The organism is Bacillus sp. H1a (assembly GCF_000633475.1).
Taxonomy (GTDB): domain Bacteria; phylum Bacillota; class Bacilli; order Bacillales; family Bacillaceae_G; genus Bacillus_A; species Bacillus_A paramycoides.
In genome coordinates this window covers 79,514-103,519 of record NZ_AYMH01000015.1, presented here as the reverse complement: position 1 = coordinate 103,519, position 24,006 = coordinate 79,514, and the positions used below count along the sequence as shown (strand labels likewise).

Here is a 24,006-nt window from a genome sequence, read left to right as displayed (position 1 = left end):
TTTTTGTGTAAAAGTCCACGTTGCTTTTCACAATTTATGCTTTTCGCTCTTCTGCAATTTCTAAAGATTCTTCATGCCACCAAAGTGTTTCTTCAGGATCTTCTTTAGCGATTAGGTGTGCTTCTTTTTTCGATTCTACTGTAGGATAAGATCCTTTTAATGCACGCCCTGATGTTGTGACAAATAGTACACTAAATACAATTAATCCAATTACACTTACACCTGTTAAATAAAATGCTGGTGCCAGTGGGTTACCAGTAGCATGAACTAAGTATGAACATACAAGTGGTGTTGTCCCACCGAATATGGATACAGATATATTAAAGGAGATTGAAAGTGCACGATAACGTACATCGGTGAAAAAGAGTGCTGGTAATAACGATGGTAATGTTCCTTCATAAACACTTAGGAAGAAACCTAAAACGAAAACACCTGCAAATATGGCTGCAATATGTCCATTCCCTATTAATAAAAACGCTGGAATTGAGCATAATGTTAAACCAATTAAACCGATTTGTACTACGCGCTTATTACCAACTTTATCACTTAATTTACCGAAATAAAGTGCCAGTGGAATCATAAGTGCCATCGTAATTGAAATGATTAATAAGCCTGTTGTTTCTTTGACTTTTAATACTTGTGTTAGATAAGAAGGAATATATGAAAGGATCATATAGTTTGTAATGTTAAAGAAGGCAACAATTACTGTGCTTAATAAGAAGTCTTTTTTGTGATATTTTAATATATCACTAAACGGAATTTGTTCATTGTCTTCAGATTCCTCTTGCGCTTTTTCCATCTCTTCAAAGATTGGAGATTCATCTAAGTGACGTCGTAAATATAAGCCGACCAAACCGATTGGTGCAGCGATTAAGAAAGGAATACGCCATCCCCAGCTGAGCATTTGCTCATCTGTTAATAATAACGTCAAAATGGTAACAATTACCGAAGCAGCAATGTAACCTGAGAGTGTCCCTATTTCAAGACCACTACCGAGTATACCACGCTTTTTATCTGGAGAAGATTCTGCGATATAAACCATTGCTCCTGAATATTCTCCGCCTGTAGAGAAGCCTTGAATCATTCGAGCAACTAAAAGTAGTATTGGTGCCCATACACCAATTTGTTCATAGGTTGGTAGTAATGCGATGAATAATGTAGATAGTGCCATTAAAATAATAGTTGTACTTAAAACAATCTTTCGGCCATATTTATCACCAATTCTCCCAAAGAAAATACCTCCAATTGGTCGAACTAGAAAGGCCGCCGCAAATGTACCAAATGTAAGTACAAGTTGCAAACCACTATTATCCACACCTGAGAAGAATAATTGACTTAAAATTACCGCTAAATACGCGTATAATCCAAAGTCAAACCACTCCATTGCATTCCCAATGCCAGTAGCAACAACTGCTTTCCTAGCCTGTTTAGGATTGACAATATTAACGTCTTGAGGTTCAAAATTTAAATCATTATTTTGTTGCATATAGTAAAACAGCTCCTTATTTAATTTATCTTCTTTAAGCACACCTTCTCTTATTGAATAAAATTAATACGAAGCACTTAAGGAAAAGCAACGTCTCCTTATCTGTTATTATTATTTCACATAATTAATTATTTGTCCAATGAGATGCTTCCTTGATTAAGGAAATAAGTACTTTAAAATAAGAAAAGACACTATATTAGTGCCTTTTTCAAGCTTTACATTTATTATATTTTATAGTGCGTGAGAGAACATAAATCAATGATTGTCTTCCCTACTCTCCTTTTATGAGAGTTGAAAACAAGTTGCTTTTTCACATCCTAATCGTCACAAATAATTAAGTTACAGTAGCAAAAATATTATAAATTGAAATCAAATACTTGCTACAGCTGTTAAGCTATGAATACAAGAAATAAACTCATATACAAATGTATCAATCTCTTCTTTTGTAATAATATACGGCGGTAGTAAACGAATAATATTTCCTTGTGTTACATCCACTAACATACCTTTATCCATTAATGCTACTTGTAGTTTTTTCACATTCCCATTCGTCTCATTCATACTAATACCAAACATCATACCAGCATGACGTACTTCCTTAATGAGATACGAATTTTCTTTCTGAATTTCTTGAAGTTTGTCATTTAAGTATAGTGACGTTTCATAAGCTTCTTGCATTAAACCATCATCAATTAATGTTTTTAATACCGTTAATCCTAAAGCCGTTCCGATTGATGAATGAGCAAATGTTGTTCCATGATCTCCTGGTGAAAATACATTACATAACTTTTCACCTACAATGATTCCTCCTAGCGGTATCCCGCCTCCTGCTCCTTTTCCAATTTGAATAATATCCGGTGTAACATTGAAATTTTGATAAGCGAACAACTTCCCTGTTCTACCCATACCACTTTGAACTTCATCAACGATAAGTAGTACATTATATTTATTACATAAATATTGAACACCATGTAAATATTCACCCGATAAAGGATATATACCGCCGCTACCCAATACAGGTTCTAACATAATCGCAATTGGATTTTTATGAATAATTGTTTCTTCTAATTGCTCTATATTCTCACGCTCTACTTCATATATAGGAATAGATGTTTTAGGGAAATTTTGATATACATTTTCTTGTCTCGTAAAATGAAGTGCTCCTAACGTACGCCCGTGGAAACTATTCTTCAGCACTACGATTCCTTCACGTTCTTCATCCGTATTAGCTCTATATTTATCAATTAATTTTAACGTTGTTTCTGTCGCTTCCGTACCAGAGTTTGTAAAAAAGACTTTTCCATTTTTTAAAGAGCAATCAACTAATTTCTTTGCATACTCAATCGCAATTGGGTTTAAAAAATGAAATGGAAGATGCAACGATTTCGTAACTTGTTCCATTGTCGTTTGCACAATTTTCGGGTGATTGTATCCTAATACATTTACTCCTACACCAGAAAATAAATCTAAATACTCTTTCCCATCCACATCATACAGTTTACAACCTTCTCCTCTTTCTATTGCAACCTTCGTACGACTATACGTAGGCATCATATATTCTTTATCTAATTGAAACCAATCCGACATTTTAAATTCCTCCTAGTTATTTTCCCTGTTTATTTATGTTCATTCTCTATAAAGTCATGTATAAATTCATTTTTAAGATTGAAATTGTAATAGTGTTATTCTAAAACGTGTTATTTCTCTTCCCGATATTCATTTTTCCATAATTCCTTCTATTTCAACAGGTCCACTACATGCGCGTTTTTTTCATCTAGCGGTCTGTTACTATTTTGAGCTTTGCTTGTCATACATAATCAAGACTAAAAAATCATATTTAGTAACAATGGACAAAAAAGATTTGGAGGCTATGCCGATGGATGAAAACTATGATAAACAGAGGCAATCTTTATTAGGAGAAGACTTTAATAGCGATCGAGAACTAAATGAACCAGCTAAACTTCACTCTCAAACAGTTGGTTCACGTGGACCTGTTTTAAAGCAAGATAGTGTACTGCACGAGGCGTTACAAGAATTTATTCATGAAAAAATTTTAGAAAGACCTGTTCATGCAAAAGGATTTGGTGCATTCGGTTATTTTCAAACGATATATCCGATGTCTGAGCATACAAAACTAAGCTTTTTACAAAATTCAAATGAGAAAGTTCCTGTTATGGTACGGTTTTCGTTAGCTGTTGGTACGAAAGGAACACCTGATACTTCTAGAAATGTACGCGGTTTTGCTACAAAATTTTATACAAAAGAAGGCGTTTTTGATCTTTTATGTAATCACATTCCTGTCTTTTCTGTTCGTGATCCGATGCGCTTCCCTGAAACTATTAAGGCGTTGTTGCCTTCACCTAAAAATAACTTAATAGACCCTGATAGATTTTGGAGTTTTGTCGCAAGAGCACCCGAATCCATTCATTTTGTTGTCCGTTTATACTCTGATACTGGTACGGCAAAAAGTCTTCGGCATATCCCAGGACATAGTGTAAATACATATGTTTGGAGAAATGCTCAAGGTAATCGAAAGTATGTAAAGTATCATTGGTATCCATTTGAAGGTGTACAATTCATAAATAGTGAGGAAGCAAATAAACTAGCTGCCGAAAACCCTGATTATAGCGGGAAAGATTTATATGATGCAATTGAGGCTGGTAAACTAGTGGAATATGGTTTATATGTCCAGCTCATGGATCCAAAAGATGAAGCACATCTTTCTTATGACCCTTTAGATGATACAAAAGTATGGGATGAAAAGGAGTATCCTCTTATGCCAGTAGGCAAAATGGTATTAAATAAAAATCCTGAAAACTATATGGAACAAGTAGAAAAAGTTGCCTTCTCCCCTTCTAATTTACTAGACGGTGCAGAAATATCAGATGATAAAATGTTGCAAGGCCGCGCTAACATTTATAGTGATTCTCAAAGAAGAAGAATTGGACCCGAATTTCGTAAAATAGCGATTAACCAGCAGCAAGATTGGACACCTGCTAATCAAATTACAAGTGGTGACGGAAGATACGTTGATGGAAAACTTGAAAGAACTTCTATAACTAAGCAAGATGACTTTGGGCAGGCTGGTGAATTTTATGCGAAGTTATCACACATTGAAAAAGAACATCTTGCTGAAAATTTAGCTAATGATTTGAAAGTTATATCCGATGATATTAGAAAGATAGTTATGGGGTATTTCAATAAGGTATCAACTGATTTGACAAAAAAAATAGAGATAGAAATGAAGAAGCATTAAGAAGATTAAAATGGTCATTTTAATGGTGAAACGTGATTTTCATATTATAATTTTTTTTAACCTACAGGTTATTCACTCCATTCTTTGTATGAATCTATTGATGAACTACTATAGCGAGATGAATTTATATGTAAAATGATTTCAGTAGATTTAACCATGAAGATGCTATACGAACGAGAATTTTAATCCGTATTAGTTTCTTTCTTGTCAAAATCCAATGCAATTGTTTAATTATAAAATTTAAAACCAGTATAACCCCGTTCTAATTTTAATACGGGGTTATACTAACGTTGTTTAATTTTTGCCCTTACATACTTTCAAAAAGAACAATTAGTAAAAAGCAGCCTTGCAAAACAACTATATTAAATTATTTTACCTCTACTGTATAATTCCCTGTTCCACCACCATATTTATATACACTTAAGTAATATTTCCCTGGCTTCGCATTATAATTTCCAAGCAATTTGTTTCCATCACGTTTTGTTGCATAAGTTACATAATTATCTAGATCTGATTCAGAATATAACACCCAGTTCAGTCCAAGGTTTTGTTCGTTCGTAACTGTAATTTGTAAATCTTTTGGATCCTTTACATCGATAACAAATCGGTCAACTTGATCTTGATCACTTAAGTTTCCTCTTAATAACGTGTTCAAAGATAATGGATTGGCTGTATCAAATGAATTATTCGGTTCTTTTTCTACAGCAGTACCTTCTTCCGTATTTACTCCACTAAATACAACATCATATTCAAATTGTCCAGCATCATTGACACGGTAATTTACAAAATAAGCAGTCAATGTTTTGTATCCACTCCACTCTTTTTCTGAGAGATGTTTCAACATATCATTCGTTGCTTGATTCATCACTTTCCTGTCCTCAATTTCTTCTTTTGTTGCACTTCCTGTATATGTTCCCTGTAGTGTGAATGTATTAAAGAATTGTGATTTATTCTTCGTTACCTTCACATTTTTTAACTTTGCTTCATTGGTGATATCTGACGCAACATCTGAAAGCGGTTTTGGAGCATGCTGTGCTAAATACTCATCTGATACTTGTGGAATTGTATACTTATCACGATTATCAATAAGCATTTGCATATAAGATTGATATTCTTCATTTAATTTATTATCTTTGCTTAATGTAGAACGGTACGTGTCGTAACCTGGAACATCATTTGCACGAATTAAATCATGCACTTTATCAAACATTTCTGGACGGTTATTATACATATAAGATTGTAATGCAAACGAATAGTTATAAAAATCCCACGTTCCATATTTTGCATTTAATGTTTGTGCTGCTGTATAACGTTTCGCAGGGTCATAAGACAATCCACCAATTATGCTTTTTCGTGGTACTACACTGTCTAATCGCGTTGAACCTGCAAAGAACTCCGCATTTCCTTCTTCAAACCATGTTAAACGTTCATTTTGATACATTTCCCCTTGGCCCCATAATCCCGGAACCTCGTATCTTCCCTGTAAATAGTGTGTAAATTCATGGCGGAACAATTCTTCCAAACTATAAATACTTTGCTCTGGTGTACGTTCATATGTAAAGAACGTTCCACTGCCTTCAATGTATATCCCACCATTATTCGTTTCATAACCATACAATTGACGGTTAAATTGATATTCGTCGGGACTATTATAAATAACCATTGTTAACACATCATCAGCATGTCCACTTTCAAGTGGTTTATCACTACCAACTGTACGATAAAATTGAGAACGTACTTCTTTTGCCGCCCAGTATAGACGTTTAATTTTCTCTTCGCTAACTTTATCTCCAGCTTTAAAGACAATTGCTCCATCATCAAACGTATACGTTTTCGGTAAATATTTCTTTTTACCATCTTCTCGAATTTGATCTAAATTTATAGTTTTTCCGTTCGCATCTACTCCTCCATAATTTGTAGTAATTTGTTCTGCCGCAACAAAATATTGCTCCCCTAAATATGGATAAATTCGCATTGCATCTGTAACAACTTGCTGTCCTTTTGTTGGCGTACTATGAAGCTTGCCCAATCGGCCAGCGTAGTAAATTCCGTTATTAATTAACCATCCGTTTTTATCTGTTACAGTACCAATTAGCGCAAAACGACTAATTTCATTAATAAAACCATCGATGTTTCGATACCACATCGTATCTTTTGCTTCTTTTCCCGTATTATACATATACGTCTGAATGTCATAATCAATTCCTTTCATCAACTCATATACAGCATTTCCTTTTGTATGGTCTTCAATGAAAGTTGCCACATTATCGTTATATTGTTTGAAGATTTCACCTGCATATTGAACAACCTCAGCATCAGCGGATGCGTTTCCAATCAACATTCCATAAGATGAAATAACTTGGTTTTGTGCTGGTGTACCGAGTTTGAAATTTGGATTCTTTGCAATTGTCTTTAAAGCCGGTAAACATTTATCATGATAGCTACGCTCATTTAGTTTGCTTAATTCATCATGGTAAAAACCTAAATAAAATGCCGCACGTAGAGTTTCTACTAATGTTTCAATCCCTTTTGAGTCATCTTTCGTATAAGCTTGTCCCTGTTCTGCTAGTTTATCAATTATCGCTTGCATGCGACTATCATCTTGATAGAACTTAAGACTATCACTATTAAACTGAAATAATTCCGGAATTTGATACCATTTAATCGTCACAAGAAGATCAGTTAATTGTTTGTTGCTTAATTGATTTAATTCGGCCATCGAATATTTTTTCTCTTCAGCTAACTGTTTTTCATTCTCATTTGGTGCTAGCGGACGCTGCGATAAATCCGCTAACTTTAACCGTTTTGTAAAAGATGCATTTTCTTGTACTTTCGAAGAGTGCGCCAGCTCATCAACGGATTTCTGTATTCCTACCGGCTCCATTTGTAATACGTTCTTCACATTTTTTTCTTTTGTCTCTGCTTGAATTTGCAAACCATTACATGATATTGTCACTAGTCCAACACCAAGAATCAGCTTAGAAATTTTCGAATATTTAACCATACCGCTACCCCCTAATAATTTAAAAGAAAATTCTGAATTTTAAAAGCGGAACATTCTTATTTGTATGTATTTACAGTTCCGCTATAAATACAAGTAAGATCAATGATGCAATAGTAGTTTGTTTTTTACTATTACTAATACAAATTTCTTAAATGTAATCCTCCTTCCTTAAACTTAATACTAGCAAAAACTGTGCCAATAATATTTCCTGTGAATATCAAACATTCTTTTATTATTACTGTAGAATAAAATATACACAAACGGTTCAACAATGTATAAATCTTTTGACACAAACTCCTCTTTTTACGATGAAAGGATCCGTTGAATATTATAATTGCATTAGCCAGCAAATCATTTTCACCAAACACCATTCCGAATTTTAAACCCATTCAAAAAAAGGTAAATAAGCATATTACATAAGACTAATATGTTTACTTACCTTTCCCTATTTTATATAGACAACAAGCTATCAGTGGATAGAAACAACATTAATTAGTATTTGGTTACATCATTTTATATTTTGATATTCATTTCTCTTTTTCAGATAACCCTTTTCACATTGTAACGGTTTGTATTCCACTATTTTCCCTTGGTTCTTTTTCGTTTCGGTAACAACCCATTCCCCTTTTTCAAGTTTTAGGCGTTTCATAACATTTGTATCGTCTATTTCTTTATACAGTAAAAATGCTTCAAGTGCCTTCACAAACAACCTAGGCTCTCCTCTATATCCACCATTAGCAAAAACTTTAGTTAACGAATTATAATAAGAATCATTTTCCCGTCCACCATACATTAAGTGCGCAGCTTCTAAATCTTTTTTACTTACTTCCATAAATCCACCTTCATCAATATTTATTTCGAAAGTAGATTTGATGTCCTTCATTATATTTTTCACATACTTTTCATCACGAATTTTCCTTTCTTCCAGACAATCCGAAGACAGCCTTGATGCATCTGTTTGAGAATGCACAACCTGTTGAATAGATACACACAAAATAAATACACTTAAAACATACAGTAGTTTTTTCATATTTAAGTATCACTCCAAATAATTTAGATACTATATTATTTGTTTTTGAGGAGATTCTATTCTTATTCTATAAATATAAATCCCCTATAAAATTAATTTTTATAGAGGATTTATATTTAACATTTAATTGGTGAAGCAATTACTTCTCTATTCTTTACATCATATAAACCTATTGGTGTCACTCTAATAAAAGGTAGATGAGTCGCTGAAAAGAATAGTATTGTGAAAGCTGGATCGTTATAAGAATAACCTCGTTCTTGAAGTAATTTCACCATCATCTTCTCTTCATTTATTAAGTCACTCATTTCTAAGTCTGACATAATACCTAATAAAGGCAATGAAATTTCATGTAAAACTTCATTCCTTTCAGTTAGTACCATTCCACCGCCGAGTTCTTTTACTCTATTAAAGGCGCCTAACATATCTTCTTTACTCTTTCCAATTAGAATAATATCCCCTGTACCAGAATAAGAGCTTGCAAAACCGCCTAATCGATTCGCAAAACCTTTCACAACTGTATTCACTCTCCAAGTACCATCACGAGCAATCATCATAAAGAAACATTCATCATGTTCAAAAGAAAGTTCCTCACAGTTTAATTCGATTTCACTAACATATGGCTTTGTAATAACGTCGTTTAATAATTTTATGCCAGTTGCACCAGTGAAAATCATATCTTCTTTCTGTAAATACCAGTCTAATTGTAAAGGAGTTACTTGGAATTTATCCCATTGTACACTTACTGATTCATTTTTGTTTATTCCTTCACGCTTCACCCATTTCCCTTTTGCAATTACACTAATTGGAGTTGGATTTTCTTTGCTTACCAATATATTAATGTTTGCAATTCTTCCTGTTGCAATCGTACCGTGTAAATGCTCCATATTATAGTAACGAGCAATGTTATAGCTTGCCATATTATAAGCATCAATTATTGGGATTCCTTGTTTTATCGCGGTAGAAATCATCACATTTGTCATACCATTTTCATAAAATGACGGATGTGAACCGTCAGTTGTTAAAATGAATCTATCAAATTGTCTAACACCTAATTCCAGTAATTCTTTCAGTAAAACTTCTAAATCTGGGCGGATCGAAGAATTTCTAAGAGAAACGGTGTAGCCTTGCATAAGACGTGTTAGTGCTTCCTGCCCTGTCATCGCTTCATGATCGCAATCGGTACCTAGTAACTTTAATTTCGCTAACGTAGTTTCAGATGCCCCCGGAAAATGGCCTTCTATTTTCTTCTGTAACCGTTTCGTTTCCTGTACCCAATTTAACATTTCATCATCACCATTTAATAGTTTTGGCCACGCTGTTAACTCGCCGCCTTGAAGAACGTCTTCATGGTTAAGCCATTGCATTATTTCTTCACTATTAAACAAAGATTGACCATTTTGCAGCTCGGTCTGTCCATCGAAACGACACCACCAATACATACTTGCTGGAATCTTTTTGAATTCATCTAACAAACGAAACGCTACTTCACGTTGTAATGTGAAAAATAGAGTTAAATTATCATTAATTAAAGTTGTTGTACCAAATTGCATTGCATGATTTGCTAAAGTCTCTGGGTTATATAATTGGTATGGATGTGCATGTGGTTCTATATAACCGGGAACTAAATACTTTCCTTCGCAATCTATAACTTCACAATCATTTAATTGTTGTGGCAACTTTTCTCCCACATATACTATTCGATCATCATAAATCCAAACGTTCGCCATCGTCCATTCACGTATGTACGGATTTAAATATGTTGCATTCTTTAATAAAATGTGCAGACTTCTCTTGCCATCTATTACTTCAACATGCCCTCGTAATTGCTTATTACTCCATCTAAATTGATTTTGTCCCAATGTATTCAACTCCAACTCAATATACTATTATTTTGTGTTAAACATTTAAACAGATTAGAATAAAACAAGAAATACTTAACCAACTAAAGTAATATCCATTATCGACTTAGCTCCCATATATATTAGTTTCATCTCTCTATACTCTTATTATATGGAACAGTAATAACAATAACAATTCTCAGTATTCTCACTTATCTGCACATTAGAATCCTAGTAAGTTTAATATATAATTTTAACTATTTACAATAAAAAACTTGCCATTTTGATTAATAGCAAGTTTTTTGAAAGTAATAACTAATATATTTAATAAAGAATTTTAGTTATTCATTATGAGCAGAATAATAAAGAATCGAGAATTACCTTAACTCAAAAGATACATTTTTTTATCTATTTACCAAATTCAATTTGCATCATTTTATTAAACTGCGTACCAATATCAATCCCACCTAAAGAGTTAGCATTGACAGCCAATGTATGTTTCCCTCCAATTATTCCCCCAGCAAAAGTAGTAAATCCAGGAATCCCCCCTGTATGGCCCCAAACTGAAACACCGTTTGGAAGCTTTGTCTCATAGATTCCAAGACCATATCCGTCGCGAATATCTTCCCTTCCTGTAGGAACTGTAGTAAGCATTTCTTTTAGCTCGCGTTCCTTCAGTAACTTACCACCGAGCAGAGATGAAAAGAACTTATTTAAATCGTCAGCATTAGAAATCATATCTCCGGCTGAACTAGCTATACTTGGATTATAATACGTTACGTCTTTCAACTCACTTGTTTCATCATTTTTCACATACCCTCGAGCATGATTACTTCCTGGAATAACGGTTGAATTCCCTGGTAAAAACGTGTTTGACAAGTCCAAAGGTTCAATAATTCGCTTTTCAATTTCTTCCGCATAACTATTTCCAGTTACTTTTTCAATAAGCATTCCCAATATTACGTATCCTGTATTTGAATACGACCATCCCTTACCTGGCGAAAAATCTGGAGGCAGGGAAAGCCCAATCTTCACTATTTCTTCAGCTGTATACGATTTTTTTGTATTCATTATATCAGCGTCTTTTGACTTTAAGTATTCAGCTATACCACTTGTATGATTCAAAAGTTGACGTACCGTAATTTGTTTCCCATCATACCCATTTCCTTGGATGAGACCCGGTAGCCACTTTTCAATTGAATCGTCAAGATGTACGCGGTTTTCTCCTACTAATTGAAGAACAGTCGTAGCAGTAAAACTTTTTGTCACACTACCAATCCGAAAGCAATAATCCGATTTCATTGGTTTCTTCGTGCTCAAATCCGCCACTCCAGCAGTATAACTACTAGTTTTTCCGTTCTTAGACGCCTTAGCTAATATCCCTGGAGTTCCGAGTTGTACTGTTTCCTGCATTACTCGTTTCCAACCATTATGATTTTTTTGATCATTTGATTGTGACGAACTAGATACATTTTGAACAGACTCTGCTTTCACAGTAAATCCCGGTGTAAGTAAAGTAGTACCTGCTAATAAAGCTGCCAAACTTGCTAACTTAATTAAATTACATTTTTTCATAAGGCTCTCTCTCCTCTATTAATATCGTATTAATGATTCATTCGTACAACTCTTTTCTTCACTAAAAATATAATGCCTCTATTTTAAGTACCAATAATTTCGTTCCTAACAACCTGTAACTCTCACTTTTTGACATACATGTTGTGCCAAAAAATCACTACTATTTCTTGCAATACTCCATTATCTAATTGATTATTTAAGTTAATTTCTTCTCCCTTCACATCAAGTTATACTTTAATCCTATATGATAAATCTCTCTTTTTTCTTATCCATTCCTTACAAAATGCTTACGTTCAAATTTTGATATGATAAGCTGAGAAAGAGTTATGTATGAAAATAAAAAGAGAACATAACAAAAGTTATATTCTCTTTTTATTTTCAAATCGTAAACACTCAATTGGATCTAATTTAGCCATCTTATTCGCTGCCAGTATATCAAATACAATACCGATAAACTTAGATATTCCAACTGAAATTCCCCTATAAAAAGTAAGGCTGGATATTTAAATATCCACCTTCCCATCCCTCTCTATCCACCGCATAGTCTTTTCTAGATCTAACTCCGTATACATCTTTTTACCATATCGTACAGACTCATATATCGGAATAATGTCTCCCGTTCTACAAATTCTCCTTAACCATTGTTGCATCGTTTCATAGGACTTTCGCTGTTCGTGAAATGGTAAAGTTCTCTCCCATTCAATTAATCTTTTCCTTATTGTATCTGTAGGCAGTGGTTGCTCTGACTGATGAATGACTTTTTCATTCTTTACGGTTCTTACCGAATTCTCTTTTGTTCCCGATTGTTTCTCCTGCTCTATTTCTGTTTTCATCAACCTTTTCCTAATAGATTTGTAAAGGAAATATATAATTACCACTGTGATAATCACATAAAAAGCTATAGTAGTCCATGAATTTGAGAGCGCAGAAAATACGTCCCCCCATGAACTTTCCCGTTCAAAAACTGGAAACTTTCTATTCGTTTTCGTTCTTATACCTGTATCTCCTTTTTCTTCATCCATAAATCTTGCAGAATCATCAAACTGTTCGTCTTTACTAGTATCATTATAAATTTTTTCCGGTTTAGTCTCACTAAAAAAACGCTCTTTTACTATGTCCTGTAAATGCACAACACCTTGTGATAACGTTATCGCACTAATCGCAAAGAAGAGTATTATTAAGGCTCTTACACTCCAAAACTTCACTTTCATATGGCGCTTTTTATTAAACATGACATAAGCCCCTTCTTATTCTTTAATAACAATCCATTTGTTTGTTCGGCTAATCCTTTTTGGAGAGGTACCGAGTATTAAGGGGACCGCATCCAATTCCTTACGACGAAAGCCAGCTGTGTAAAAATAAGAAGTAGATACAGGAGTATCTTGATCCGATATTGAGGCAAGTACCTTTAATACATTTTGCAAATGTTTCCGATTATCGCCGTTCTTTATATGTAACAATCCGTTATCTTTCACACTGTTAATCCATAATTCAAATGAACAATCTTGCATGAGTAGTTGTTTACATATACCTACTGTTAATTCAATAAGCTCTTCAATATCATTTCGTAAAGAAACGCCACTTTTATTTTGTAAATTTAGATATATCGCATATTTATCAGATTGCGTCCGTTCGTATTTTTTCGCAGTTATCGTCCCTGTTTTTGCTGTTGCACTCCAATGAATGGAGCGAAAATCTTCATTTTCATAAGATTTCACTCCCATTACTTTCGTTTCATCATACAGCGGTGAAGACATAGCTTTTCGAAATCCACGTGACCATTCTTGTAATTCTGGTACTTGTATTTTCGGAACAGCCGGTAAAACTAAATAGGATGGTGTATCAACATGACTATATGTTATGTGGTTCGCTATGAATCCAAAAGGATCCGTAATAACCATTTCAACTTCTTCCCATTTCCCAATCCCTCTTCGTAATGCAATACTTTGTAAATCAAATGAAACCGTCTCTCCTCCTTTTATATTGAAATTCAAATAATAATTTGAACCTGTACTTTGATTTTTGTTTAGTTCATTATGCTCCCAAGCTAACTTGTTTTCACATTTAAATCGAAATACGATATTGAAAATAGGAAATATCGAGTTGTTTGAAATTTTTATTTTGCACATATCCGTTTCACCTATAAAAACGTTCGAATTCCCTTGGTTGTATTCCCATTCAACACGAGATACTTTACGTATGTATCCATGCGTGGTTCCTATTAAAATTAAATATAAAAATACGAGAGATAAAATGAGTAGATTACTTGAAAATATACATAAAATAACGGCTACAACTGATATAACCCCTATTACGAAAGGTTCCGCTAACGATGTATAAACGAGCTGTTGATTCATCGTACATTCTCCACTGGTACACTAATCGTATGAAGAATTTCTTTAATGATTTGTTCTTTCGTCGTTTTCATCTCCCCTTCAATCGTTAACGTTAACCGATGAGCACAAACTGATGTTGCTAGTAGCTTTATATCATCTGGCGTACAGTAGTCTCTTTCATTTAATATCGCTCGCGCTTGAATCGCTCTCATAAATGCCAATGTACCTCGTGGGCTAACACCAATTTCAATCAGATCATGCTTACGCGTCGCCTCAATGATTTCAAGAAGATAATCTTGCACATCATTTCCTACTAACACTTCTCTTGCACGTTTTTGTATATCAATAATTTCTTCAGTTGAAATAATAGAATGTAGTGCTTCTAGAGGATCATTCGTTTGAAATCGTCTCATCATTTCCTTTTCTGCTTCTCTTGTTGGATAACCTTGACGTATAGTGAGTAAAAATCGGTCTAATTGAGCGTCTGGTAGTGGAAATGTGCCAGCTGATTCAAGAGGGTTTTGCGTTGCTATAACTAAAAAAGGATCTGGTAACGAATATGTATGCTTCGCAATCGTAACGGTACGTTCTTCCATAACCTCAAGTAACGAAGATTGCGTTCTTGGTACAGCTCGATTAATTTCATCAACTAATACTATATTTGCAAAAATAGGTCCTAATCTCGTTTTAAATTCTGATTCTTTCACATCAAAATATTCGAGACCAATAACATCACCTGGCAAAGTATCAGCTGTGAATTGAATTCTTTGAAACTTAGCATCCACGCTTTTCGCTAAACTTTTTGCTAAAGTTGTTTTTCCAGTCCCAGGTACATCTTCTAATAAAATATGCCCTCTCGCTATAAGAGCTATAGCTGCAAGTTCAATCGATTCATCTTTTCCTATGATTACCTTTGAAATGTTGTTGATAATTTTTTTAAATGTACCCATACATCTACCCCTATCTATTATCCTATATTTTATTTCACTAAATCCCCCCAGGTATTTAGGCTAAAGGTACCCATTATGTACCCATGACTATTGACTATAATAGTTTGCGGAACAGACCTTATACTGTAGACTACACCAGTTTACAGCATAAGATAGATTATATTTCCCTTGATATAATTTCTGAAAATTAAAATAATAATTCATTCCAAATTATAACATTTTATAATTTGGAATGCTATTAGGTGCTATTTTATGTAGTAGAACGTCTTGCGCGGCAGTTTTGAGGTGTAGTACTGGTGGAAATCCACATCCATATGTAATTATAGTTGAGTTCAGTGAACTCCCTTCTAAATTCAAGGTTTTCAATAGTTTTATCTGCAATTTCGATAGCAAACTTTCTTTCTTGTATACGATAATTGAATTTTGACTCCTGCCGTAAGGCTACTTCCACCTAAACCTTGATGATGTGAAGAAAACCTATCTCAAAGCTGAAATGTTGTAGAATCTAGCATCCAAATATAGTATATGCTATTTTTTTATTTTCTTATGTAGCTTTCCCCTTTAGATAACCATATCAAAAGGAGCAAGCATCGTAACTTTTTTAGAAACGTCTCAACTTTGTTCAAAACATCACGTCTTTCTTAAAATAACATCCATTTTACGACCATACAAAAAACGCCATCCTTTCCTATACTTCTACAGAAAGAATACCGTCTATTTTGCTTAATGAATGGTGTAAAACCATAGCTTTATGGAGATTGGCATGTATGGTGACCCCTTATAGAAAAAAGTATAGAATGGGCGTTCTATACTTTTTTAATTCATATACGCACTAACTTTTGCTATCTTCAATCAATGCACACGCATTTCCCATAAATTTTTCTCTAGTAAACTAGAATTATAATTAGGTGCTAGTACGATGTTTGTATATGTTCCTGTCCCTGAAAGGTATTTGTACCTATGTTTTAACCCCGATGGAATAAAAACAGATGCTGGACTTTCAATTATTTGCAATTCCCCTTCAATTTCCACTTCACATATGAGACCTGTACCATCTATTCTATTCCCCCAGAAAATAAAGGCACTATCACAATGATGTGCGTGAATATCTACATGTCCTTCTAAGTTCTCATCCATCTGTGCATCGTAAAATACACGCTGTATCACATAAAATGATGCTCGTTCATCAGTTCTATAATCCATCTGTACCCAACGTTTTCCTGGACCATCTCGATGATATAAAAGCTCAGATGCCCCCTTTACAAATGGTTTACTAACTCGCAAAGACTTTGAAAGCCTAGACCCTTTTCTCTCTATGCGTTTTTGTTGTATGTTCCTTACTCTTCCTATCATTTCTGGCTGAATGCCCTCGTACGCTGAGTAATTCTGCTGAACAGCTTTCATATGATAGGGTGCGGTATGTGTAAATATATTTTTCCCAATAATTGGTCTCCAATGATCTACTTTACAACCAGTAGCTAATTGAAGTGATTGAGTTAATTCAGGAATCATCTGTAGTTTAAAGTACGGAAGATTACGCTTTTGAGATAATAAAACGGATAAGTTTAGCAGGTCAACAATCCCTGCACGTTCACCTATTCCGCACAATGTGGTATCAATGACAGATGCCCCTGAATCGATTGCAGCAAGAGCATTTGCTAGTGCTAATCCTAAATCATTATGAAGATGAACTTCAATCTCACAATGGAATGTCTGAACAGATTTCTTCACGATTTCCGCACACTGACTTGGTTCCCAAATTCCTACAGTGTCTGCTAAACTAATTCGGTCTGCTCCAGCTAGATTTGCAACCTGTCCAATGTAGGCGATATCTTCCCATTCAGTTCGTGAAGCATCCTCAATAGTAAAACGGATTTTCATCCCTAAAGATTTTGCTTCTTCAATTGCTTGTTTCACTTGATCGATGACGTAATCTTTTGAGCGATTACTATACTTTGTTTGTAAAGAAATTGAATTAATAGACGCCCATATTCCTATCCAATTGGCACCAGCCCGATAAGCCGCATGAACTTCTTCATTTGTAGCTCGAGCATGCATAAGTATTTCGGCATGCCTTGCAGATGCTGTAACTTCTCGGCAAATCTCTTCTTCTTCTTCAGAGATGCCAGGGTGTCCAACTTCAATAAGACTTACTCCAAAATCTTCTAACATGTGAAGTAGTTTAATTTTGTCTTCCTTGGAGAAACGAATACCACATTGTTGTTCTCCTTCACGTAAGGTAGCATCTAATATTGTTAAACCCTTTTTCATTCCTGTTTGCCTTCTTTCGCTTCTATAAAGTTTAATGTCTGTTCAAATAGGGTATTACGATTCTTTTCATAAAGAGCCCAGTGTGTTGCATCAGGGATTACTACCTCTTTTTTTTGTTTTGTACTTGTTAATTTTGACATCATATTTCGGTCTGCAAATATGTCATCTTCACCATAAATAGCAAGTACTGGGACAGTAATTTTAGATACATCATATAGAGGTTGATTTTTCCAAATATAAAATAAATCTTCAAGTGGACCAACTGGTCGACGAATCATTTGATTATTTTTCTTACTCATAGGATCTGAATCAATAAAAACTTGTTTTACGGCATCCATTGCTTCGTTTGTAACAATTTTTTTATTTCCCATCATCATATGCCAATGATGCATTCCTTTATCAAAGTCCACCATTTGATAGGCTGATGCTTCAGAATTAAATTGATTAGGTTGTAATGGATTTTCAAGAGGTTTTGTCATCATAGGAAGCGTGAATCCATGCATATATCCGTATAACACCATTTTATTAATATCTTGTGGATGGGAGATCGCATAATTTCCAGCCACAACGCCTCCATACGACCATCCAACAATATGAATTTTTTTTACGTTTCTCTTCTTTTTAATCCAATTTACAATTGTTTCTAGATCCTTAGTTGCATCATTCAAATGAATAACCGGACGGTTTTGGGAAGGAGAATCTGACATTTCTTTAGGGCGAGAAGAACGACCAAACCCTCTGAAATCCATAGCCCAAGTATCATACCCTTTTCTGGCATACTCATCCATCCACGAAAGTTTGGGTACATCAAATGCTTGAGCTGTAGGTACACTAAACGGTTCTAAAAATAAGATAATTTCATCAGATGTATACTGTTTTTTATTATTTAAGTTTTTATTAAGTAAAAATAATTTTTCTTCTCCTTGCTGAATTTCTAATTCTTGTTTTACCACTTTAGAAGTTTGATCATTTTGAGAAGTTTCTTTGATATTAGAACAACTAGACATAAGTATTATCAAAAAAATCCCTACTAAACTAATATGTGCCCATTTTATCTTCATTTAGAATATTCCTTTCATTTCATAGAAATAATAGCTATTATCCCTGCCGCAATAATTAATCCGGCTGGTAACCCTTTTGTAAATAATACAGCAATAAGAGTACCTATTAAGACACCTAGCAATATCGTAGGATTCATAGGTAGAACTCCTACACCTTTTCCTCCTATGTATGACACAGTAAAACCTGCTAGAATGGATCCTAATCCAATAGGAGAGGTAATTAATTTTATTACATTTTCACTTGTAATTTTCCCAGATGTAATTGGTACTAAAAGGAATAACATCAGAAAGAAAATACCAATTGGAAAAGAATATTGTTGAATAAGATGTAATAAAGTTTTTTGTCCAACAGCAAGTACAACTCCTAATAAACAAGCCGCACCAGCTAGGGCATAATCCTTTATTAGCAGGGCGAGTGCCACAATAATTCCGAGTAACAAAAAAGGAAACATATTCTTTTACCTCATCTATAGTGTTGTATAATCCCAACTACCATTTTCCGGTACAGAAACTTGTACCATATTCTGATTTGCAAGGTTAATTTGAATTAAATTTGGACTTATTATAGGTTTTAGTTCTTCTCGATTTATCATAAATTTAAATGCTTCAAAGCTTGCTAGAATGCCTACTATATTCGCAACAGGAGAGAGTACCGCCCATGGCCGATTTTTTTGTACATAACTATTTGCCCAGTTCTCATCCGCGCCGTACGTGACAGAATGAAGAGCACGTCCATCTTTTAATTTATGAATTTCATCTTGGATTTCTGTTGTTAGCTCTTGTTGATAAGACGGATATCCTAACGCAATTTCATAGGGTGTAGAGTAAGGAGTAAAAGACATGACACCACCTCTAAATGGAGGCGTAACTGCAATCCAAATTGAAGGAATTCCTAAGGTCTGAGCTGTACGATGGATAATTACTCTTGCTACTAAATTATCAGTCGCATCTATAATGACATCTGTATTTGTTAGAAGTCCCAATGCATTGTCCTCTGTAACAAACTCTTTTGTTATTTCTATTTGTAATGACGGGTTAATGTCTTGCAAAACTTCTAAAGCCACTGCTGCTTTTTGCTGTCCTAATTTACTGAAGGAACTTAGCATTTGTCGATTGATATTGCTTGTTTCAAATATATCTTGATCAATAACATGCAAAGAACCCACACCCATTCGTGCCAATTGGATGAGTGTAATTCCTCCTACGCCCCCTGCTCCAACTACAGTAACTCGAGAATTTTTTAATTTCTCCTGCTCCTCTACAGAGATGACACCAATATTTCGCGTAAAACTTTCTTCATATATATTTTGCATATCATTATTTTTTGTTAACAAATTATATTCCTCCTTACAGTGTTTTATAATCCCATCCACCCTTTGGGACTTCTTTTACTTGAACCGGAATATGACTATCTAAATCCATTACAATGCCTTTAGGCGCTCTAGCTAAAGGTTCACGACCAGTTAAAACTTGTATTGCTTCATGAAAACTAAATAGTGACAATAGATGAGCACGCATCGGTGTGATAATCCACCCTGCTTTTCCATCACAAAAATCTTGTGCCCACTCTTTTGGTGCGCCTTTCTCCACAGAATACCAAGCTCGACTTTTCTTTATATCAGCAATCTGTTGTCTTAATTCTTGATTTGTTAATTTGCATCCGACACTTGAGATGTTTAATGCTTCTTCATAAGGAATTCCGGTTGGAAAAAATGTAGAAACAAATCCTCGTGTGGGGGGGCTACCTGACATCCCAACACTTGGTATACCTAATTCCCTAGCTGTTCTATGTATAATAACTCTTGAAGGCATATCATCGACGGCTTCTACTACAACATCGTGTCCTTTTATAAGTTCAATTACATTATCCTCATCTACTCTTGTTTGTATAAAATTTGTTGATATATAGGGGTGTATATCTTTTACAACTTGTTCTGCCACCCTTGCTTTTGGTTCACCTAACACACTAGAAAGCGCTAACATTTGTCTGTTAATATTAGAAACTTCAAATTCATCGGGATCAACACCTGTAATATGCCCTATTCCCATTCGAGAAAACAGAATCGCTTCATATCCACCTACTCCCCCTAATCCAAAAATAATGACCCTCTTCTCTCGAAGGCATTCTTGTTCCTGCTTAGAATAAACCCCAATATTCTTCTTAACCATTTCCCAATAATATGAATCCATATCCATTTTAAAATCTCCTTTCTATGTAGTAACTATTTCAAGAAACATTACTTATGAAATAACTGCTATATATAAAAATAAGATAGATTTATGGCATTTTTGTGTGTTATTTGAAAAAAATGTGAAAAGACTTTCAATTCTTACTTTTCACTTCTTTTTTGAGTGAGTTATTATATATTAATCTACCTGGTTCTGGTGCAAAAACTTTGAAATATATGAAAATGGTCTATCAAACTTGGACATACTGATACTAGCACTCTAAAAAAGGATGTGATTGGTATAGAAAAGCAAAATCTGTTCAAGTGGAAACTGAATTTTTATAATTAGTTAATTTCTCAATATAATTTGTGCATATGATTCCATTCAAAGATACAAAATATCTAAGTAACTATTTATAATTACATTGTTTTTATGTCTAAATTCACAAAGGAGCTACATAACATGGATAAAAAAAATCAATTAAGTCAACAACTTGACCAAGTATCATCAGATGCTCTGAATACTCCTAGTAAGGCTCAAGAACAAATGCAAGAAACATCTCAAGAGGCACATAATCCAAACAACACCGATATTAAAAAGACAGGCATTACTCAAGATTTACATGGCGTGGACTTACCAATTTCAGACGTATATAGAACAACGAACAAAAAGTAAATTTTAAAGGGAAAAATCTTAAGAACGAGTGATCTTAATTTTTTTCCCTTTTCCTATTCAAATAACTATTTTATGAAGCTTTTAAATACCTGATTTCCCTTGCACAATTACACATCTTTTCCATTCCTTCTTCTGGCCGCCTCCCATGGGTACAATACAATCCCGCATTACCATTTCGCCCATTTGAATTATCATTACCAAATATACAATCCGGGAAATCTCTAATTAACCCCCACACCGTTCCGCCACTTGAGAAGTATCTGCATTGCTTCTTGTCATACGCATTGGAATAGTGGTCAACGAACCATAGATTTCTACCAACATGTTTAAAATGAGCTGTTCTATTTTCATCTTCATAATGAAAGATATCTTTTTCGTGATCTGCTAAGTAACTAAGAAGTGAATTTACGATTTCAATGCGTTTTTGTTTGTCCATCTCCCATTCCCCTTTACGAATAATCTTTTTTATATTACACATACTACCTCAGAACCGACTTCCCACCGGCTTCACTCTTTTCAAAACGGGGATTTCTCCTCCGTGTCATGCACAAACGGCGGCTAACCTAGTCAGTTACCTGCCGTTTGTACATATAAACGTTTATATTTTTTTGCTAAGTTTTTATCTAATTTATAAGATATTGATTCATTTTTTGTTCTTGATTCTAGATTTGTGATTTTTTTAGTTAAATACTCATAAATTAGTATAAATACTGTAGGGAAGCATGTAAGAATGAAAGTACAAATCGAATTCATCGACTTTATTTTCTATTTGAGCTGTACCACGAATCGTAGATATAAAAAAGATGACTTTAGCAAAAGTCATCTTTTTTAGGGTTTAGTTCAAAGTTCCCAAGGATTTCTCTTATTTTTGTACTAGCTCTCCATTATACACTTGAACATTTAACGGAGCAGTTAAAAACTGTGATGCTTTACTAACGAAAGAGGTGAAGTGTTCACTCGCATTATGGCTCGCAACTGCGGATTCATCTTTCCATACTTCTACCATCGTATAAACACTTTCTTTTTCTGTATTTCTATATAAATCATAAGATACATTTCCACTTTCTTCTCTTGAACCATGAATTAGTGGCTGAATTTCTTCTAAAAATGATTGTTGTTTTGCTGGATCTACTTGAAATATTGCGTGAATAATAATCATGGTGTTTCCCCTCTCATATTCCATATATTTCTAAGACCGTATAAGATTACTTCCACTCAGCAACTTTGTCAATTGGAAGACGTACTGATTGGTAACCACTATCAGCTGCTTTTCCGATTGAAATTAACATTACTGGTACGTGACGCTCTTTATCTAATCCGAACGCTTCTGCGATTTGGTCTTTTTCAAATCCACCAATTGGACATGTATCATAACCGTGAGCACGAGCTGCTAGCATAAATTGCATTGCTACAAGGCCACCGTCAATTAGTACAGTATCTTTCATTACTTCTGGTGTAACCATTGAGAAGTAACCTGAAAGTCTTTTCATTTGATCTTCTTTTACTTCAGCTGGCATTAAACCACGCTCAACTGCTGTACCGTAAATTTCTTCTGCGTTATTAAAGTTGTTTAAGTCACCAAATAAAGCAATCATCGCTGAAGACGTTTCTACTTGAGATTGATTAAATTTTGCAAGTGGTGCAAGTGTTGCTTTTGCTTCTTCACTTTCAATAACTAGGAATCTCCATGGTTGCATGTTTACTGAAGACGGTGCAAGTGTTGCTTCTGTAAGAATTTCAGTCATTTCCTCTTTACTAATTTTCACTGAAGTATCGTACTTACGAATTGAACGACGTCCTTTTAAAATTTCGTTAAAATCATTTGTTTTTAGTAAGTTAGTCATAGTTGTATTCTCCCTTTTTTTATAATTCTTTTATATTTTCTTGAATGCGATCTAGCATAGTTAAAAGATTATCACGTTCTTCTTCACTTAATCCTTTAAATGCTGAAGCTGCAAAACGTTCTTTTTCCTCTTGAAATACTTGAATTTTATTTCGTCCCTCTTCAGTTAGAGAAACTAAAGTAATTCTGTTATCATCTGGATTTTTACGTCTTGTAATCATTCCGTTTGCTTCCAGCTGTTTTAAATGCCTCGTAATCGCGGCATTATCAATATTCACTTCTTGCTGAAGTGCTTTTTGACTAATTTCATCTACTTCATATAACTGAAGTATGAGCTCTAATCTAGACTGACTCATACCAGTACACCCTTCAAACTTCGAACTTACTTCTTTATTGAGGAAGTGTAATTTATATAAAATAATCGCTTCTTTTGAGCATGAACTTGTCAAATTACCCCTCCTTTACATTCAAAACAAAAATGTTTGATGTATCAATAGTTGATATGTCAATTA

The 24,006-nt window shown here is 34.3% G+C and carries 20 protein-coding genes; 2 read left to right on the top strand and 18 right to left on the bottom strand.

From position 1 onward, the window contains the following. Positions 1–34: 34 nt before the first annotated feature. Positions 35–1,486: an MFS transporter gene (locus U860_RS0106720; RefSeq protein ID WP_025147888.1), complete on the bottom strand. Its 1,452-nt coding sequence runs from the start codon at positions 1,484–1,486 to the stop codon at positions 35–37. A gap of 369 nt (positions 1,487–1,855) precedes the next feature. Next, positions 1,856–3,073, bottom strand: a complete 1,218-nt coding sequence (locus U860_RS0106715; RefSeq protein WP_025147887.1) for an aminotransferase class III-fold pyridoxal phosphate-dependent enzyme — start codon at positions 3,071–3,073, stop codon at positions 1,856–1,858. Between the two features lie 289 nt (positions 3,074–3,362). On the opposite strand from U860_RS0106715, the gene U860_RS0106710 reads away from it, so the two are divergent. Beyond that, positions 3,363–4,742: a catalase gene (locus U860_RS0106710; RefSeq protein WP_025147886.1), complete on the top strand. Its 1,380-nt coding sequence runs from the start codon at positions 3,363–3,365 to the stop codon at positions 4,740–4,742. Between the two features lie 367 nt (positions 4,743–5,109). On the opposite strand, the gene colA is transcribed toward U860_RS0106710, so the two are convergent. The 12 genes from colA to U860_RS0106650 all read right to left on the bottom strand — a co-directional run bounded on the left by colA (position 5,110) and on the right by U860_RS0106650 (position 21,003). Next, complete coding sequence (gene colA / locus U860_RS0106705) at positions 5,110–7,746, bottom strand: collagenase ColA (RefSeq protein WP_025147885.1); 2,637 nt, start codon at positions 7,744–7,746, stop codon at positions 5,110–5,112. 508 nt (positions 7,747–8,254) lie between these two features. Beyond that, positions 8,255–8,776, bottom strand: coding sequence for a hypothetical protein (locus tag U860_RS0106700; RefSeq protein ID WP_025147884.1), 522 nt, complete (start codon positions 8,774–8,776; stop codon positions 8,255–8,257). A 116-nt stretch (positions 8,777–8,892) separates the two neighbouring features. Beyond that, the gene (locus U860_RS0106695; protein ID WP_025147883.1) at positions 8,893–10,635 is read right to left on the bottom strand and encodes an adenine deaminase C-terminal domain-containing protein; all 1,743 of its coding nucleotides are present in this window, start codon (positions 10,633–10,635) and stop codon (positions 8,893–8,895) included. 387 nt (positions 10,636–11,022) lie between these two features. Beyond that, positions 11,023–12,189, bottom strand: a complete 1,167-nt coding sequence (locus U860_RS0106690) for a serine hydrolase domain-containing protein (protein WP_025147882.1) — start codon at positions 12,187–12,189, stop codon at positions 11,023–11,025. Positions 12,190–12,692: 503 nt separating this feature from the next. Further along, positions 12,693–13,421, bottom strand: a complete 729-nt coding sequence (locus U860_RS0106685; protein WP_025147881.1) for a hypothetical protein — start codon at positions 13,419–13,421, stop codon at positions 12,693–12,695. Between the two features lie 15 nt (positions 13,422–13,436). Further along, positions 13,437–14,546 carry a DUF58 domain-containing protein gene (locus U860_RS0106680; protein ID WP_025147880.1) on the bottom strand — a complete coding sequence of 370 codons (1,110 nt, stop codon included), beginning with the start codon at positions 14,544–14,546 and terminating at the stop codon, positions 13,437–13,439. Then, the gene (locus U860_RS0106675; protein WP_025147879.1) at positions 14,543–15,475 is read right to left on the bottom strand and encodes a MoxR family ATPase; all 933 of its coding nucleotides are present in this window, start codon (positions 15,473–15,475) and stop codon (positions 14,543–14,545) included. The genes U860_RS0106680 and U860_RS0106675 overlap by 4 nt, the downstream gene beginning before the upstream one ends. Positions 15,476–16,327: 852 nt before the next feature. Next, on the bottom strand, positions 16,328–17,746 hold the full coding sequence (locus U860_RS0106670; RefSeq protein ID WP_025147878.1) for a 2-isopropylmalate synthase: 1,419 nt from the start codon (positions 17,744–17,746) through the stop codon (positions 16,328–16,330). Next, entirely contained in the window at positions 17,743–18,807 is a 1,065-nt protein-coding gene (locus U860_RS0106665) for an alpha/beta hydrolase (protein ID WP_025147877.1), read from the bottom strand. Before U860_RS0106665 ends, U860_RS0106670 begins: the two co-directional genes overlap by 4 nt. Before the next feature lie 14 nt (positions 18,808–18,821). Then, positions 18,822–19,259: a DUF441 family protein gene (locus U860_RS0106660; protein WP_002172501.1), complete on the bottom strand. Its 438-nt coding sequence runs from the start codon at positions 19,257–19,259 to the stop codon at positions 18,822–18,824. 15 nt (positions 19,260–19,274) lie between these two features. Next, entirely contained in the window at positions 19,275–20,141 is an 867-nt protein-coding gene (locus U860_RS0106655; RefSeq protein ID WP_025147876.1) for a ThiF family adenylyltransferase, read from the bottom strand. A gap of 13 nt (positions 20,142–20,154) precedes the next feature. After that, positions 20,155–21,003 carry a ThiF family adenylyltransferase gene (locus tag U860_RS0106650; RefSeq protein ID WP_025147875.1) on the bottom strand — a complete coding sequence of 283 codons (849 nt, stop codon included), beginning with the start codon at positions 21,001–21,003 and terminating at the stop codon, positions 20,155–20,157. Positions 21,004–21,438: 435 nt separating this feature from the next. Between U860_RS0106650 and U860_RS0106645 the strand changes: the two genes are divergently transcribed. Continuing rightward, on the top strand, positions 21,439–21,651 hold the full coding sequence (locus U860_RS0106645) for a hypothetical protein (protein ID WP_025147874.1): 213 nt from the start codon (positions 21,439–21,441) through the stop codon (positions 21,649–21,651). Between the two features lie 70 nt (positions 21,652–21,721). Here the strand turns inward: U860_RS0106645 and U860_RS0106640 are convergent, their stop codons facing one another. The 4 genes from U860_RS0106640 to U860_RS0106625 form a co-directional block, all read right to left on the bottom strand. Next, complete coding sequence (locus U860_RS0106640) at positions 21,722–22,087, bottom strand: hypothetical protein (RefSeq protein WP_025147873.1); 366 nt, start codon at positions 22,085–22,087, stop codon at positions 21,722–21,724. Between the two features lie 426 nt (positions 22,088–22,513). Next, a complete protein-coding gene (locus tag U860_RS0106635) occupies positions 22,514–22,810 on the bottom strand; it encodes a putative quinol monooxygenase (RefSeq protein ID WP_025147872.1) in 297 nt (98 codons plus the stop codon). Between the two features lie 46 nt (positions 22,811–22,856). After that, on the bottom strand, positions 22,857–23,495 hold the full coding sequence (locus U860_RS0106630; RefSeq protein ID WP_025147871.1) for a nitroreductase family protein: 639 nt from the start codon (positions 23,493–23,495) through the stop codon (positions 22,857–22,859). A gap of 19 nt (positions 23,496–23,514) precedes the next feature. Beyond that, complete coding sequence (locus U860_RS0106625) at positions 23,515–23,943, bottom strand: MarR family transcriptional regulator (RefSeq protein WP_002172515.1); 429 nt, start codon at positions 23,941–23,943, stop codon at positions 23,515–23,517. Positions 23,944–24,006: the final 63 nt, after the last annotated feature.

Coding starts and splice junctions, on each gene's coding strand:
- U860_RS0106720 (WP_025147888.1), bottom strand. CDS start 1,486: ATGCAACAAAATAATGATTTAAATTTTGAACCTCAAGACGTTAATATT.
- U860_RS0106715 (WP_025147887.1), bottom strand. CDS start 3,073: ATGTCGGATTGGTTTCAATTAGATAAAGAATATATGATGCCTACGTAT.
- U860_RS0106710 (WP_025147886.1), top strand. CDS start 3,363: ATGGATGAAAACTATGATAAACAGAGGCAATCTTTATTAGGAGAAGAC.
- colA (WP_025147885.1), bottom strand. CDS start 7,746: ATGGTTAAATATTCGAAAATTTCTAAGCTGATTCTTGGTGTTGGACTA.
- U860_RS0106700 (WP_025147884.1), bottom strand. CDS start 8,776: ATGAAAAAACTACTGTATGTTTTAAGTGTATTTATTTTGTGTGTATCT.
- U860_RS0106690 (WP_025147882.1), bottom strand. CDS start 12,189: ATGAAAAAATGTAATTTAATTAAGTTAGCAAGTTTGGCAGCTTTATTA.
- U860_RS0106685 (WP_025147881.1), bottom strand. CDS start 13,421: ATGTTTAATAAAAAGCGCCATATGAAAGTGAAGTTTTGGAGTGTAAGA.
- U860_RS0106680 (WP_025147880.1), bottom strand. CDS start 14,546: ATGAATCAACAGCTCGTTTATACATCGTTAGCGGAACCTTTCGTAATA.
- U860_RS0106675 (WP_025147879.1), bottom strand. CDS start 15,475: ATGGGTACATTTAAAAAAATTATCAACAACATTTCAAAGGTAATCATA.
- U860_RS0106670 (WP_025147878.1), bottom strand. CDS start 17,746: ATGAAAAAGGGTTTAACAATATTAGATGCTACCTTACGTGAAGGAGAA.
- U860_RS0106665 (WP_025147877.1), bottom strand. CDS start 18,807: ATGAAGATAAAATGGGCACATATTAGTTTAGTAGGGATTTTTTTGATA.
- U860_RS0106660 (WP_002172501.1), bottom strand. CDS start 19,259: ATGTTTCCTTTTTTGTTACTCGGAATTATTGTGGCACTCGCCCTGCTA.
- U860_RS0106650 (WP_025147875.1), bottom strand. CDS start 21,003: ATGGATATGGATTCATATTATTGGGAAATGGTTAAGAAGAATATTGGG.
- U860_RS0106645 (WP_025147874.1), top strand. CDS start 21,439: ATGGATAAAAAAAATCAATTAAGTCAACAACTTGACCAAGTATCATCA.
- U860_RS0106640 (WP_025147873.1), bottom strand. CDS start 22,087: ATGGACAAACAAAAACGCATTGAAATCGTAAATTCACTTCTTAGTTAC.
- U860_RS0106635 (WP_025147872.1), bottom strand. CDS start 22,810: ATGATTATTATTCACGCAATATTTCAAGTAGATCCAGCAAAACAACAA.
- U860_RS0106630 (WP_025147871.1), bottom strand. CDS start 23,495: ATGACTAACTTACTAAAAACAAATGATTTTAACGAAATTTTAAAAGGA.